Source organism: uncultured Candidatus Pelagibacter sp. (assembly GCF_943788075.1).
Classification (GTDB): Bacteria; Pseudomonadota; Alphaproteobacteria; order Pelagibacterales; family Pelagibacteraceae; genus Pelagibacter.
Window position 1 is genome coordinate 21,351 of the sequence record NZ_CALSOW010000001.1, and the last position, 13,282, is coordinate 34,632.

Sequence of the window (13,282 nt, forward strand, 5' to 3'; positions counted from 1 at the left end):
AAATTTATATAGTTTTTGATGCATTACACCAATAATTTTTAAATTTTCTTTTAAATCTAACTTTTGCTAATTCACAATCTTGTTTTTTTTGGTAATAAGCAACTAATACTGAACCAGACCCAGTCATTCTTACAAATAAAGGTTGGTTTAAATTTTCTAAATAAGATTTTAATATTTTTAGTTTTGGGTACTTTGAAAATGCAACTTTTTCTAGATCATTTTCATATTTCAATAAAGATTTTAAATTCATCATTTTTTTTTTAGAATTATCAAATACAGGTTTACTAAATTTTTTTACTCCTGAATAAATTTTTTTTGTAGAACATCCAAAATTTGGACGAACAAGCAAAATATTGAAGTTTGAAGTTTTTATAAATTTTTTAATAGTGCCATTTGATGATAAAATTGTGCTCTTTGGATTAATACCCAAAATTACATCAGAGCCAATTAATTTTGTAATTTGTAAAATTTTTTTTTGATTAATCTGAATAAAGTTTTTTTTAATCAAAAAATTTAAAATTGTAGCAGCATTCATAGATCCCCCTCCAAGGCCAGCTTCCTGTGGGATATTTTTTTTTATCTTAATTTCAAATTTTTTATTATTTAATATTTTTTTTTCCTCTAAAATTTCAAATAATTTATTAACTGTATTATCTTTTTTTATATTCTTAGAAAAATTACCATTAAAAGAAATCTTGTGTTTATTGCTTTTAATTTTTTTTATAAAGATTGTGTCATGCAACTCTATAAACTTAATAACACTCTCAATTTTGTGTAGGATGGTTAACTTGCCAGTTACATGTAAAGCTAAATTAATTTTAGCAAATGATTTTACTTTATTAGTTTTCATTAAGAATTATTGAGACCTTCTAAAATTTTTATGTTTATATTTTTCTTAATGTCTTCATCTGTATCATCTAAACTTAAGACGTAGTTCCAAAAATATCTTGCTTGAATATTTCTATTTAATTTCCATAAAATATCACCATAGTGATCATTAACTGTTGGATCTTCAGGCATTAATTCAACAGCTTTTTTTATATATTTTTCTGCCTCAGTATAATTTTCTATTAAATAATATGCCCACCCTATCGAGTCTGTAATATAAGGATCATTACTTCTTAAAGCATATGCTTTTTCTAACATTTTCATTGCTTCATCTATTTTATAATCACGTTCTAACCATGAATATGCTAAGTAATTTAAAACATAAGCATCATCTGGATTAATTCGCAGTGAATATTTTAAATCTTCATCTGCTCTTTGAAAATTACCTAGTCGTTCATAACTTCCACCTCGTCTATAAAGTAAATCAGATTTAATTTCTGAATTATCATCCAAAGATGAGATGATTTCAGTATAATACTCAATCGCTTTTTTGTAATTTTTTGAATTTTTATAAAAATTTGCGATATCAAAAACCATCTTAACATTTGGGTTTTTAATTTTACTAAATTTTAAGCTTAAATAATTGATGCCCTCATCATAGCCTTTATCTTTAATAATTATTTGAGCTTCTTTTTTTACTCTAAACCAATAATAAAATTCATATTTCTTGTCGAAATTTTTTAATATTTTTTTAGCCTTCTCGTATTCCTCATTTAGATAAAAATTTTCAGCTACAAGTGTTGAATTTAAAATAAATTTTGGATTTAAATAATTTGAAAGGTTTAAATAAAAATTGGATTTTTTAATATCATCTTGAGATGAGTATAAGTTAGAGATCAAAAATAAAAACTCACTGACAATATTGTTATGATTATTACATGAGAAGATTTTACTAAATTCTTTAAAGTTATTATTTTCTAGCCAGCTTTTGCTTTGAGATAATAGAAGTGTAGAATTTATGTATTCAAGCTGATCAGAAACTGCCTTGGCCTCATCAATTTGATCATTTTCAATTAAATAATTAATATAAAAAAATATGTATCTTGAATAATCTCCTTCAGGATTATTTATTAAGTTTAGAAAAGATGATCTGGTATTTTCTTTTTTCAGATAACATCTTTGAAATGCTTGATTTATGATAGAGATATTGCCAAAATTTTTTTTGTTAAATAAAATTTTTTTATTTTTAAAAGTGTAAAGATATTGTCTTAATGTTTCAAATATTACTAAATTAAATCTATTTTCATTTTGAAATTGTAAACTTAAATTCAAGTATTTCTCTGCTTGATTTAAATTATTCTTTTTTAAATTATCTACTATTAAAAGTAGATAAGCCTCAAAAAAATCTAAATTTTCATCCTTACTATTATTTTTGATAACATTAATAGCCTGGGCAACTTTATTCTCTAGAACTAAAGAGAAAGTATATCGTTTTAAATATGCATCATGCTTGTTAAGAAGCACCTTAGATGTATTAAAAAATTTTAATGCATCAGAATTATCCTTATTTTCAAACGCAATTATTCCTGAAAAATAATTTGATAAATCTCTTGAATTAAATTCGTTAAAACTAGCACTTTTAGAATATAGAGGGGTCTGATAGAATAATCCAAAAACAACTATTACTTTTATTAGTTTGTTAAACATTAAATCATTGTATGATTAAAAAATTGATAAATCAAAAAGGCAAATTAGACGAACAATTAATAGATACTATAGAGCCAAATTTTGTATTTAATAATAAGCCAATAAATAGATTTAATATCATTGAAAAAAGTAATAATAACGATCAAACTAATAAAGCTGAACTCCTAGAAAAGTTAAAAAAACAAATTAATTCAATCGAAAATTGTAATTTAAAAGATAATTCACAAAATCTTATCCTCGGAGATGGAAACATAAACAGTTCAATTATGTTGATTGGAGAAGCGCCGGGAGCTGAAGAAGATAAAACCAGCACAACATTTAAGGGTGAGGTAGGAGAACTATTAAATAAAATGTTACTTGCGATTGAAATAAAAAGACAAAATATTTATTGCTGTTATGCAATAAATTTTAGACCTCCTGAAGATCGCAAACCTACTACTCAAGAAATTAGAAGATACTCAGTTTTTTTAAAAGAACATATTTCAATTATTGATCCAAAAATTATTATTTTAATGGGTAGTTCAGCTATGGAAGCTGTAACGGGAATTAATAGTAAAATATCATCTGAAAGAGGAAAATGGAAAGAAACAATACTAAAGAATAAATCCTATCCCTTAATAATATCATATAATCCATCTTATCTAATGAGATTTCCAGAAAATAAAAAATATTCTTGGGAAGATTTAAAAAAAATTAAACAGAAAATTAATGAAATGAAAATTGTCACTTGATTTTACATGATTGAACAACATAAAAATTTAATTTCATGGTGTAAAAAGATATTTAATATTTCTAATTATGGTTTGCTTTGGATATCTTTTATAAAAGGAGTTTTGGTTGGGTTTTTAATTTATCACTTTATAATAATTTAGATGAAAATTATAGCTGGTGTCGATGAAGTTGGAAGAGGAAGTTTAATAGGTCCAGTATATGCGGCAGCAGTAATATTAAATGAAAAAATAGATAGAAAATTACTAAAAGACTCCAAAACTATTTCAAAAGATAAAAGAGAATTATTATCAAAATATATCAAAAAAAATTCTATCTGGGTTATTGGCAAAGCATCAGTTAAAGAAATAGATAAAATCAATATTTTGCAAGCAAGTTTGCTTGCTATGAAAAGAGCAATTAAAAAACTTAAAAAAAAACCAACGCAAGTTTTAATAGATGGAAATAAAGTTCCTGATTTAAAAAATTACAATTTAAAAGCTGTAATTAAAGGAGATCAAAAAGTTGCTTCTATCTCTGCAGCATCCATTATAGCCAAGGTCGCTAGAGATAAATTTATAACTACACTAGCAATCAATAATAATGGATATGGTTGGGAGCAAAATTTTGGGTATGGAACTAAACAACATTTAAAGGCAATTAAAAAACTCGGTATTAATAAGCACCATAGAAAAACGTTCTCTCCTATTTCTAAGCTCAGGACACACAATATCTAGTTAGCTATTTTTTATTTAGCACAAATCGAATCCAAATAATTCAATCTCAGGTTGACCCCAGAATCCATTTGGAGTCTAATAATTTTATACAAATGACAACTGATTTTAAGAATAAAATTATTAATGGAAATAGTCTTGAGGAATTGAAAAAAATTCCGAGCGAAACTTTTGATTTGGTTTTTGCTGACCCTCCTTACAATTTGCAGTTAAAAGGTGTGCTGACAAGGCCTGATCGATCTAAAGTAAGTGCTGTGAATGATAAATGGGATCATTTTGAAAATTTTAAAAAATATGACGAATTTACCTATGCATGGTTAGCTGAGTGCAAAAGAATTTTGAAAAAAGATGGAGCTATTTGGGTCATAGGTAGTTATCACAATATTTTTAGAGTAGGAACTGCAATTCAAAATTTAGGATTTTGGATTTTAAATGATGTTATTTGGAATAAGAATAACCCAATGCCTAATTTTAGAGGAACACGATTTACAAATGCTCATGAAACTTTAATTTGGGCTTCAAAGAGTGAAAAATCAAAATATACTTTCAACTATCAATCATTAAAATGTTTAAATGATGATCTGCAAATGAGATCTAATTGGAATCTACCAATCTGCAGTGGTTCTGAAAGACTTAAAAGAAATGGTAAAAAAATACATTCAACACAAAAACCAGAGTCTCTACTACACAGAGTTTTATTAGCATCATCAAATAAGAATGACATGATTTTAGATCCATTTTTAGGTTCTGGCACTACAGCAACTGTAGCAAAAAAATTGGGTAGAAACTATTGTGGTATAGAGAAAGAAAAAAGTTATTTTAAAGTAGCAGAACAAAGGTTAAAAAATACAAAGCCGATAGAGAATGAATTACTTGATACGCTTAAGAATAATAGATCAAAACCAAGAATTCCTTTTGGCTCTTTAGTGGAACTTGGAATAATCAAGCCAGGTACTAGCATTTTTGATAATAAGAAAAAAATCTCTGCAAGAATTATGGCTGATGGTAGCATTAAGCATGAACAAACAGAAGGATCTATTCATAAAGTTGCGGCAACTATTCTAGGTGCTGAAAGTTGTAATGGTTGGACTTATTGGCATTGTGATATTAATGGAAGAACACATCCTATTGACTACTTGAGACAAAGATTAATTGCTAAAAATTAATTTTTATAAATTTTACCCAAATAACTTGATAGAAAAAATTTATTTTTTGTTAAAATTTTTAAAATAACATTCCTAAAAAATACAATTATTGGATTTGATAAATGAAAGGTGAAATGATTAAGCTTTGATCTATTATTTATCATTTTAACTTTTACAAGTCTGTTATTGTAAAAATCGTTCTTATTATTTACAATATCATTGAATAATTCATAACCACCCTCAATAGATTGAGAGGCTCCTTGTGCAAATGAAGGCGGAAAGGCAAAAAAAGCATCTCCAATTAACGAGATATTGTTGCCTGGTTTAAGGTAGCCTTTGCTAACAAAAACTGGAAAGCATTTGATATCATTAAGATTATCCAAAATATTTGCAGAAATTTTATTTTGTAATTTATCTTTAATACCTTGAATAAAACCTTTCTCTTTTAAAAGTCCATAATTATCAAGCTCATTTGCTGTTAATTTATATTTTAAAACTCCAATAAAATTAAAAGCTTCACTATCGTTATTTGTTGGATAAATCACATAATGAAAATTGTTCCCCATAAATAAAGAAATATTTTTTTCATTTAAATTATTAATGTTTTTTCTTGAAATATTGCCCCTAATAGCAATTGAATTATTATAGGCAGGTTTTATTTTATTATTAGAAATAAGAGATTTACCTTTGGAAAATACACCATCAGAAATAATTAGGTGATCACAAATTACTTTAATGCTTTCGTTAAAAGTTAAAATTATTTGATTATTATTTTTTTCAATTTTTTCAATATTATGGTCATACTTAATTATATTGTCTTCCAATCTATCTTTTAAAAATTCAACTAATTTAGGTCTTTTGAGAGTTGTGTACTTACAATTTTCAGAGTTAAACTCTGAAATATTTAGGTCACATATTTTTTTTTCCTGTTTAATTTCATAAAAATCAATTTTTTCAGGGTTAAATCTATCTTTACTTTCTAGAGTATTAAATCCAATTCTATTAAGAAGTTTGATGCTGTTTGTTGATAGCTGTATTCCATATCCATCATCTAGATTGATTAATGTATTTTTTTCATAAATGGTTACCTGGTAATCAAGATTTTCTTTAAATAAGTTTGCAACAAATAGACCTGAAATACCCGCTCCTATAATTACAATTTTTTTCATTTATGATTTTCCAAATATGTGAAAATTTTTTTTGTAAAAGTCGGCAATGTATGGTTTTTTAATTTTTTAGGATCAATCCAATAAGAAAACGGAATTGGTTTAATCACTTTATTATTTTTAATTTTAATATTCATATTCATATTTGACATTTTAAAATTTAAATTTTGGTTAAAATTTTTAGGTCTAATTAATTCTTCCATTGGAAAAATGTTGAAATTTTTTAAAAAATTAAAATTTCTATTTTTAACCAATAAATATTTATTATTTTTTTTATAAATTTTAAGTAAAAAGTATTTATCTTTGCTATCTTTTTTAATTTTCTTTAAAACAAAATCTTGTTTAGCAAGGGATTTACAATTTTTTGAAATAGGACATTTTTGACAAAGGGGCTTTTTTGGTTTGCAAATTATTGCACCTAATTCCATTAGCGCCTGAGCATAATCACTTGATCTAATTGAGGTTCCTAAAATTTTTTTACTTTCAATTAAATTATTTTTTTGTATTTGATTTTCTTTCTTTAAGTATAGATATCTTTTTAAAACTCTTTCCACATTCCCATCTAATGGAATAAAAGGTTTGTTAAATGCAATAGCTAATATTGCACTTGCAGTATAGTCTCCAATACCAGGTAGTGATTTTAAATCTAAAAAATTTTCAGGTAATTTTTTGTTAAAATCTTTAATTACAATTTTAGCAGCTTTTTTTAAATTTCTAACTCTTGAATAATAACCAAGACCCTCCCAAAGCTTAATAAGTTTTCGATTTTCAAAATTGGCTAAAGTTTCTAGATCTGGAATATTTTTAATAAACCGATTAAAATACGGTATTACTGTTACAACTTGTGTTTGCTGGAGCATAAACTCACTAACTAAGGTGTAATATTGCTTTTTTTTTAAAGAAGTTTTTTTTCTCCAAGGTAATGTTCTTTTGTGAATATCATACCAATTAAGAATTTTATTTGTTATTATTAATTCTTTCATATGCAATTTAAAGATAATACTAAGCAGAGAAATAAAACCATTCAAGGCTTAAGATCATTTAAAGACACTTTGCCAAAGAATGTAAAAAAAATTATAAATAAAAAAGGACATATTTATTCTGAAACTTTAAATAATTGGAAATATATAGTTGGTGGGGATTTATTTAAAGTTTGTTACCCAAAAACATTTAAAAATTCAAATAAGTTTGGTGTTAGTACTTTATTAATAATGGTTAAAAGGGGCCATGAGGTTGATATGGAATATTCAAAAAAAGACATAATGGATAAGATGAATAGCTTTTTTGGTTATGGGGTGGTTGAAAAACTTAAATTTATAAGTTTTGATGATAAACAAAATAATTTTACCCAATCTGAAATTAAACAAGAAAATGTCACAATTAATAAATATCAAGATAAGATCAATAATGTTAAAAATGATAAAATAAAAAAATCACTTATCGAACTAACCAAGGTATTTAAAAAAAAATGAAAAAAATTTCAGCTTTTATACTTATATTTTTAAGCACTATCTCAAGTATTAATGCGGAGGAAATAAAAAGAATATTTGTTGGCAACAAAGATGCAAAAATAACTATAATCGCATTTGAATCTTTAACCTGTAGCCACTGTGCGAGTTTTCACAAAGATGTGTATCCTCAATTAAAAAAAGAATACCTTGATACAGGTGTAGCTAAAATTGAATTCAGACACTTTCCTCTAGATGTTGCGGCTTTTAATGCCTCTAAAGTTTCACAATGTAAAAATGATGGTGATTCGTCTATTTTGAATAGTTTATATGCCAACCAGCAAAAATGGGTAAAGGGTAGTTCGGTAGAAGAAGCAAATGAAAATCTTCAAAAATTTCTAATTAGTGAAGGCTTTGATCTAAATTTTGAAAAATGCATAAATAACAAAGAAATAGAAGATTTTGTTTTAAATGACCGAATAGATGGAGTTAAAAAATTTAAAGTAAATGCTACTCCTACGATAATAATCAATAATCAAAAATTTGAAAAAACTCTAAATTATAAAAATTTAAAAAAAGCTCTAGAAAAACTGATATAAGTTAATGCATGGAGTTTAAAAAAATCCAATTAAATGGATTTAAATCTTTTGCAGATAAAACCAATTTTCTAATTGAAGAAGGTCTTACAGGAATTGTGGGTCCAAACGGATGTGGAAAATCTAATATTGTAGAATCCTTGAGATGGGTAATGGGAGAAACATCTGCAAAGAGTATGCGTGGCTCTGGAATGGAAGATGTAATATTTAATGGCACTTCTAATAAAGCTTCAAAAAATATTGCAGAAGTTTCAATTAATGTAGAAAACAAAAATAACGAAGGACCCGTTCAATACCGTGATCTAGATCAAATAAATGTCAGAAGAAAAATAGAAAAAGATAAAGGTTCTAAATTTTATATTAATGACAAAGAGGTAAGAGCAAGGGATGCTCAAATGTTTTTTGCAGATTTATCAACTGGCGCTCACTCACCCTCTATGATTAGTCAAGGACGTATCGGAGCTTTAGTTACTGCAAAACCAACCGATCGAAGAGCTATTTTAGAAGAGGCAGCAGGAATTTCTGGGTTGCATGTTCGAAGACATGAAGCCGAACTAAGATTGGGAGCTGCAGAAAATAACCTTAAAAGAGCAGATGAATTAAGAAGACAACAAGAAAAACAGTTAGCCAACCTTCAAAAACAAGCAGAGGAAGCTACAAAATATAAATTAATATCTGAAGAAATTAAAAAGATTGAAGCTGGGTTGTATTACTTAAAACTATTAGAAATTGATAAAGAGATAAAAATTGAAAATGAGATTAATAATGAAGCAGGAGGAGAAGTAGAGGGATTTAATAACAAAATAGCTGAGCTTGAAAATTTAATTAAAACAGCTACGGAAAAAGTATCTCCTTTAAGAGAAAAAAATATTGAAAATTTGTCTAGAATACAAAGGCTGAACCTTGAACTACAAAGCTTAGATGAAGAAAATACTAGAATACAAGATGAAATAGAGTCTATTAATAAATCAATAATAACTCTGGATGAAGATATAAATAGAGAAAGAGGAATAATTATAGACGCAAATTCAAATGAAAAAAGACTTAAAGAAGAAAAAGCAGATTTAATAGAAATAGATTCTAAATATTTTGAAACTGAAAAACTATCTAATGAAGATTTAGAAAATGCAAAAAAAGAACTTAAAAAAGAACAGGAATCTGTAGATGAAGTCGTAAATAATATCGCTGAAGGAACTGTTAGTATAAGTATAGGTCCAATTACAAACGTTCAAAACTCAATTAATAGAGCTAAAGAATTAATTGATAGTAATGAAATTAATCAAGCAGTTACATTACTAGACAGATGCAATATTGAGCTTGATAATTTTTTAAATGATTTAAAAAATGAGAAAAGTAGAAAAGAACTATTAAGTGTAAATGAGAAATCAAAAAATATAAAACAACTTCAAGAGAAATATGCTGACGCTTATAGTAAAAATCAATCAATCAAAAATGAGTCAATTAAGCGTAATGAAAGAATAAAAACTATTGAAACTGAAATTGAAAGTTGGAAAAACTTGCTATCAAATTCCGAAAAAATGGTCGCTGAATTAATTGAGCGAAAAAATAAACTTTCAGCTCAATTAAAAGAGCTTGATAATCAACCAAGAGTTCAAGCAGAAAGAAAAGGTCAAATTTCTGAGAATTTAAGAATTTCTGATAAAGAAAAAATTGATAATGATGTAATTATTGAAGAGACTGATAATAAAATTGAAACGTTAAGAAATGAGTTAAATGAAATTCAAGAACAATCTATTCAAATTAGAGAAAGAAAAGCAAGTTCAGGAGCAACCATAGAGGGTCTCCAAAAAAGAAAAAATGATTTATTGGATAGAATAAATTCTGAATTGAGTTTATCTGAAGATAATATTTTAGAAAATTCTAACCTATTTGGGGCTGAAGAATTGCCAGTGACGATTGATCAAGAAGATGCTTTAGACAAAAAAAAGCAAGAAAGAGAAAGTTTGGGATCTGTTAATTTAAAAGCTGATGAAGAAACTAGTAAATATGAAGATGAAATTAAAAAAATGGAACAAGATCGTTCTGATTTAGTGACAGCAATAATGAAATTAAAAGATAGTATCAATGAACTGAATCAAAAAGGAAGAGAAAGATTAATTGAGGCTTTTGAAAAAGTTAATAGAAAGTTTAACGAAGTTTACACAAAACTTTTTAATGGAGGAAATGCTAAATTAGAATTAGTTGATTCGGATGATCCACTAGAAGCAGGACTAGAAATGTTAGTCAGTCCTCCAGGCAAAAGACTTCAGTCAATAACGTTGCTCTCTGGTGGTGAGCAAGCGCTTACTGCTTTATCACTAATTTTTGCAGTTTTTTTAACTAACCCATCTCCCATTTGTGTGTTAGATGAAGTGGATGCTCCCCTTGATGATGCAAATGTTACAAGATTTTGTAATTTACTTGAGGAACTAATTAAAATTACAAATACAAAATTTATTATTGTAACTCACCATGCTTTAACGATGTCTAAAATGAACAGACTTTATGGAGTAACAATGCCAGAAAAAGGTATCAGTCAACTAGTAGCTGTTGATTTGCAAAAAGCAGAGAGTATGGTCGCCTAAACTATATAGATGTCAAAAGATCCGTTTAAAACTCGCCTAGAGATTGCAAAAAGCAAGATTTCAAAGAAAAACTTGTACAATAAAAAGGATAATCCATCTTCTATTGGAACAGCCTTTAAATTAAGCACAGAATTAGTATCTGCTGTTGCTGTAGGGACAATTATTGGGTTTATTTTTGATAAGACCTTTGGTACTAAACCCTGGTTTATATTAATATTTTTTTTTGTAGGTGTGGTTGCTGGTATTACCAACGTAATTAGGTCTGCAAAAAATATGCAAAAATAGATAAAATTTTATGGCATCAAATCCAATGACCCAATTCAATGTGCACAGAATTGGACCAGACATCAAAATAGGCACATTTGACATCTCATTTACAAATGCAAGTTTGTTTATGATTATTAGTTCAGTAGCAATATTAATAATTTTTAATCTTGGATCAAAAAAAAATTCATTAATACCAAATAAAATTCAACTTTTAGCAGAGCTTAGTTATACTTTTGTCTCAAAAATGATAAGCGATACTGCAGGTCTTAAAGCAAAACCCTATTTTGCTTTTATATTTTCACTTTTTATGTTTGTGCTGTTTTGTAATATGTTTGGGATGATACCTTATACTTTTACTGTAACTAGTCATATCATTGTAACATTTGTTTTAGCTTCATTTATTTTTATTGGTGTAACTATTATTGGATTTATGAAACATGGTTTTGGATATTTAAAATTATTTGTACCAAGTGGTGTCCCTGCAGTACTACTACCACTGATCGTGATTATTGAAATAATTTCTTACTTAAGTAGACCAATTAGTTTATCAGTTAGATTATTTGCTAACATGATGGCAGGTCACACAATGATGAAAGTTTTCGGAGGCTTTGTAATAAGTCTTGGAATAGTTGGTGGATGGCTTCCACTGAGTTTTTCGGTTGCATTAACAGGCTTAGAGATACTAGTTGCTTTTCTTCAGGCTTATGTTTTTGCAATTTTAACCTGCATCTATTTAAATGATGCATTAAATTTACACCATTAATTAACATAGGAGGATATAATGGAATTAGAAGCAGCAAAAATGATCGGGGCAGGTTTGGCAGCAATAGCTTTAGCTGGTGCCGGTGTTGGTATTGGAATAATTTTTGGAAATTATTTGTCTGGTGCAATGAGAAATCCATCAGCAGCACAAAAACAATTTCCTAACTTGCTTTTAGGTTTTGCACTTGCAGAAGCAACAGGATTATTTGGATTAGTAGTTGCGTTAATCATTCTATTTGCATTTTAAATTTGATGATTAAAAAAATATATTTTCAGTCAATATTTTTTAGCTTCTTTTTGGTATTGGAAGCTTTTGCAGCTGAAAGCGGAGGTATGCCTCAATTAAATCCTGAATTTTGGATTTCGCAGATTTTTTGGTTAACACTAACCTTTGGAATTTTGTATATAATTTTATCAAAATTTATACTTCCAAAAATTAGTGACAACTTAGAGTCTCGAAAATCGCAAATTTTAGAGAATATTGAGGCTGCAGAGAAACAAAGAGAAAATAGTGAAGAAAAGCTTAAGGAATATGAAGAAATTATTTCAAAAAGTAAGCTGGAAGCAAAGAACATTTTCAATCTAGCAAGAGAAAAGACATTAAAAGACATTGGCTCAAAAAAAGAGGTTCTAGATAAACAAATTGATGATGAAATTGGTAAAGCAGAAAATGAAATAAAAGAACTACAAAATAGTGCAGCTGAAAAAATTAATAAAATAGCTATAGATACTTCATCAGAATTAATCCAAAAACTTATTGGTGCTGAAGTGAATAACAGCAGCATATCAGCAATTGTAGATGATTTATCTAAAAGAAGTGGAGATAAGTATTATGGCAATTGATGCAACGTTTTGGGTAGCAGTTTCTTTTGTTATTTTTTTTGGAGCTTTAATTTATTTAAAAATTCCTCAAAAAATCACTGAGATGTTAGATAAAATGATCTCTGATATTAAAAACGAAATTGATGAAAGTGAAAAACTAAGAACTGAGGCGAAGACATTGCTTGATAATGCCCAAAATAAGTTAGATACAGCACAAACGGTTAGTAATGAAATTTTGGATGAAGCGAAAAAAGATTCAGATAAATTAATTATTGAACTAAATGATAAATTTCACAAATCATCAGAAATTAAGAAAAATTTAGCTGAAAATAAAATAAGCCAAATGAAGGAAACAGCAATTAAAGAAATTAAAGATGCGTCAATTAAAATTGCTGTGGATTCAGTGAAAAAGATTATCACAACTTCTGTCGATAAATCTAAACTTGACGCAGTATTTCAAAAAAACTTAGATGAAACTAAAGAAGAGTTAAAAAAGATTAACTCATAATATTCT

Annotated in this window: 15 protein-coding genes; 11 read left to right on the top strand and 4 right to left on the bottom strand. The window is 27.2% G+C overall.

The annotated features are described in order from the left end of the window. Positions 1–4: 4 nt before the first annotated feature. Together Q0X98_RS00135 and Q0X98_RS00140 are read right to left on the bottom strand one after the other, a co-directional pair. Positions 5–850 carry a 4-(cytidine 5'-diphospho)-2-C-methyl-D-erythritol kinase gene (locus tag Q0X98_RS00135; RefSeq protein WP_297680229.1) on the bottom strand — a complete coding sequence of 282 codons (846 nt, stop codon included), beginning with the start codon at positions 848–850 and terminating at the stop codon, positions 5–7. Beyond that, complete coding sequence (locus Q0X98_RS00140) at positions 850–2,535, bottom strand: tetratricopeptide repeat protein (RefSeq protein ID WP_297680231.1); 1,686 nt, start codon at positions 2,533–2,535, stop codon at positions 850–852. The genes Q0X98_RS00135 and Q0X98_RS00140 overlap by 1 nt, the downstream gene beginning before the upstream one ends. Positions 2,536–2,546: 11 nt before the next feature. On the opposite strand from Q0X98_RS00140, the gene Q0X98_RS00145 reads away from it, so the two are divergent. From Q0X98_RS00145 to Q0X98_RS00155, 3 genes are all read left to right on the top strand, one after another. After that, positions 2,547–3,266 (top strand): uracil-DNA glycosylase, encoded by a 720-nt coding sequence (locus Q0X98_RS00145; protein ID WP_297680233.1) that lies wholly within the window; start codon positions 2,547–2,549, stop codon positions 3,264–3,266. 141 nt (positions 3,267–3,407) lie between these two features. Further along, a complete protein-coding gene (locus tag Q0X98_RS00150; protein WP_297680235.1) occupies positions 3,408–3,980 on the top strand; it encodes a ribonuclease HII in 573 nt (190 codons plus the stop codon). Positions 3,981–4,072: 92 nt separating this feature from the next. Next, positions 4,073–5,143 (top strand): DNA methyltransferase, encoded by a 1,071-nt coding sequence (locus tag Q0X98_RS00155; protein ID WP_297680237.1) that lies wholly within the window; start codon positions 4,073–4,075, stop codon positions 5,141–5,143. On the opposite strand, the gene Q0X98_RS00160 is transcribed toward Q0X98_RS00155, so the two are convergent. Then, complete coding sequence (locus tag Q0X98_RS00160; protein ID WP_297680239.1) at positions 5,140–6,291, bottom strand: salicylate 1-monooxygenase; 1,152 nt, start codon at positions 6,289–6,291, stop codon at positions 5,140–5,142. The two genes, Q0X98_RS00155 and Q0X98_RS00160, sit on opposite strands and share 4 nt — an antisense overlap. Continuing rightward, the gene (locus tag Q0X98_RS00165) at positions 6,288–7,271 is read right to left on the bottom strand and encodes an A/G-specific adenine glycosylase (RefSeq protein ID WP_297680241.1); all 984 of its coding nucleotides are present in this window, start codon (positions 7,269–7,271) and stop codon (positions 6,288–6,290) included. Before Q0X98_RS00165 ends, Q0X98_RS00160 begins: the two co-directional genes overlap by 4 nt. Between Q0X98_RS00165 and Q0X98_RS00170 the strand changes: the two genes are divergently transcribed. From Q0X98_RS00170 to Q0X98_RS00205, 8 genes are read left to right on the top strand one after another with little or no spacing between them, the layout of a single operon-like run. Then, complete coding sequence (locus Q0X98_RS00170; RefSeq protein WP_297680243.1) at positions 7,272–7,760, top strand: DUF721 domain-containing protein; 489 nt, start codon at positions 7,272–7,274, stop codon at positions 7,758–7,760. Beyond that, complete coding sequence (locus Q0X98_RS00175) at positions 7,757–8,335, top strand: thioredoxin domain-containing protein (protein ID WP_297680245.1); 579 nt, start codon at positions 7,757–7,759, stop codon at positions 8,333–8,335. The genes Q0X98_RS00170 and Q0X98_RS00175 overlap by 4 nt, the downstream gene beginning before the upstream one ends. Positions 8,336–8,343: 8 nt before the next feature. Beyond that, entirely contained in the window at positions 8,344–10,917 is a 2,574-nt protein-coding gene (locus Q0X98_RS00180) for an AAA family ATPase (RefSeq protein WP_297680246.1), read from the top strand. 9 nt (positions 10,918–10,926) lie between these two features. After that, on the top strand, positions 10,927–11,202 hold the full coding sequence (locus Q0X98_RS00185; RefSeq protein WP_297680248.1) for an AtpZ/AtpI family protein: 276 nt from the start codon (positions 10,927–10,929) through the stop codon (positions 11,200–11,202). Positions 11,203–11,212: 10 nt separating this feature from the next. Then, positions 11,213–11,947, top strand: a complete 735-nt coding sequence (locus Q0X98_RS00190; RefSeq protein WP_297680250.1) for a F0F1 ATP synthase subunit A — start codon at positions 11,213–11,215, stop codon at positions 11,945–11,947. Between the two features lie 18 nt (positions 11,948–11,965). Continuing rightward, positions 11,966–12,193, top strand: a complete 228-nt coding sequence (locus Q0X98_RS00195) for a F0F1 ATP synthase subunit C (RefSeq protein ID WP_006997791.1) — start codon at positions 11,966–11,968, stop codon at positions 12,191–12,193. A 5-nt stretch (positions 12,194–12,198) separates the two neighbouring features. Continuing rightward, a complete protein-coding gene (locus Q0X98_RS00200; protein ID WP_297680275.1) occupies positions 12,199–12,789 on the top strand; it encodes a F0F1 ATP synthase subunit B in 591 nt (196 codons plus the stop codon). Beyond that, entirely contained in the window at positions 12,746–13,276 is a 531-nt protein-coding gene (locus Q0X98_RS00205; protein WP_297680277.1) for an ATPase, read from the top strand. Before Q0X98_RS00200 ends, Q0X98_RS00205 begins: the two co-directional genes overlap by 44 nt. The last annotated feature ends 6 nt before the right edge of the window (positions 13,277–13,282 follow it).

What these genes read in the sequence shown, in the direction of transcription:
- Q0X98_RS00165 (WP_297680241.1), bottom strand. Translation starts at nt 7,271, where the DNA reads ATGAAAGAATTAATAATAACAAATAAAATTCTTAATTGGTATGATATT.
- Q0X98_RS00175 (WP_297680245.1), top strand. Translation starts at nt 7,757, where the DNA reads ATGAAAAAAATTTCAGCTTTTATACTTATATTTTTAAGCACTATCTCA.
- Q0X98_RS00185 (WP_297680248.1), top strand. Translation starts at nt 10,927, where the DNA reads ATGTCAAAAGATCCGTTTAAAACTCGCCTAGAGATTGCAAAAAGCAAG.
- Q0X98_RS00195 (WP_006997791.1), top strand. Translation starts at nt 11,966, where the DNA reads ATGGAATTAGAAGCAGCAAAAATGATCGGGGCAGGTTTGGCAGCAATA.
- Q0X98_RS00205 (WP_297680277.1), top strand. Translation starts at nt 12,746, where the DNA reads ATGATTTATCTAAAAGAAGTGGAGATAAGTATTATGGCAATTGATGCA.
- Q0X98_RS00150 (WP_297680235.1), top strand. Translation starts at nt 3,408, where the DNA reads ATGAAAATTATAGCTGGTGTCGATGAAGTTGGAAGAGGAAGTTTAATA.
- Q0X98_RS00140 (WP_297680231.1), bottom strand. Translation starts at nt 2,535, where the DNA reads ATGTTTAACAAACTAATAAAAGTAATAGTTGTTTTTGGATTATTCTAT.
- Q0X98_RS00135 (WP_297680229.1), bottom strand. Translation starts at nt 850, where the DNA reads ATGAAAACTAATAAAGTAAAATCATTTGCTAAAATTAATTTAGCTTTA.
- Q0X98_RS00200 (WP_297680275.1), top strand. Translation starts at nt 12,199, where the DNA reads ATGATTAAAAAAATATATTTTCAGTCAATATTTTTTAGCTTCTTTTTG.
- Q0X98_RS00180 (WP_297680246.1), top strand. Translation starts at nt 8,344, where the DNA reads ATGGAGTTTAAAAAAATCCAATTAAATGGATTTAAATCTTTTGCAGAT.
- Q0X98_RS00155 (WP_297680237.1), top strand. Translation starts at nt 4,073, where the DNA reads ATGACAACTGATTTTAAGAATAAAATTATTAATGGAAATAGTCTTGAG.
- Q0X98_RS00160 (WP_297680239.1), bottom strand. Translation starts at nt 6,291, where the DNA reads ATGAAAAAAATTGTAATTATAGGAGCGGGTATTTCAGGTCTATTTGTT.
- Q0X98_RS00170 (WP_297680243.1), top strand. Translation starts at nt 7,272, where the DNA reads ATGCAATTTAAAGATAATACTAAGCAGAGAAATAAAACCATTCAAGGC.
- Q0X98_RS00190 (WP_297680250.1), top strand. Translation starts at nt 11,213, where the DNA reads ATGGCATCAAATCCAATGACCCAATTCAATGTGCACAGAATTGGACCA.
- Q0X98_RS00145 (WP_297680233.1), top strand. Translation starts at nt 2,547, where the DNA reads ATGATTAAAAAATTGATAAATCAAAAAGGCAAATTAGACGAACAATTA.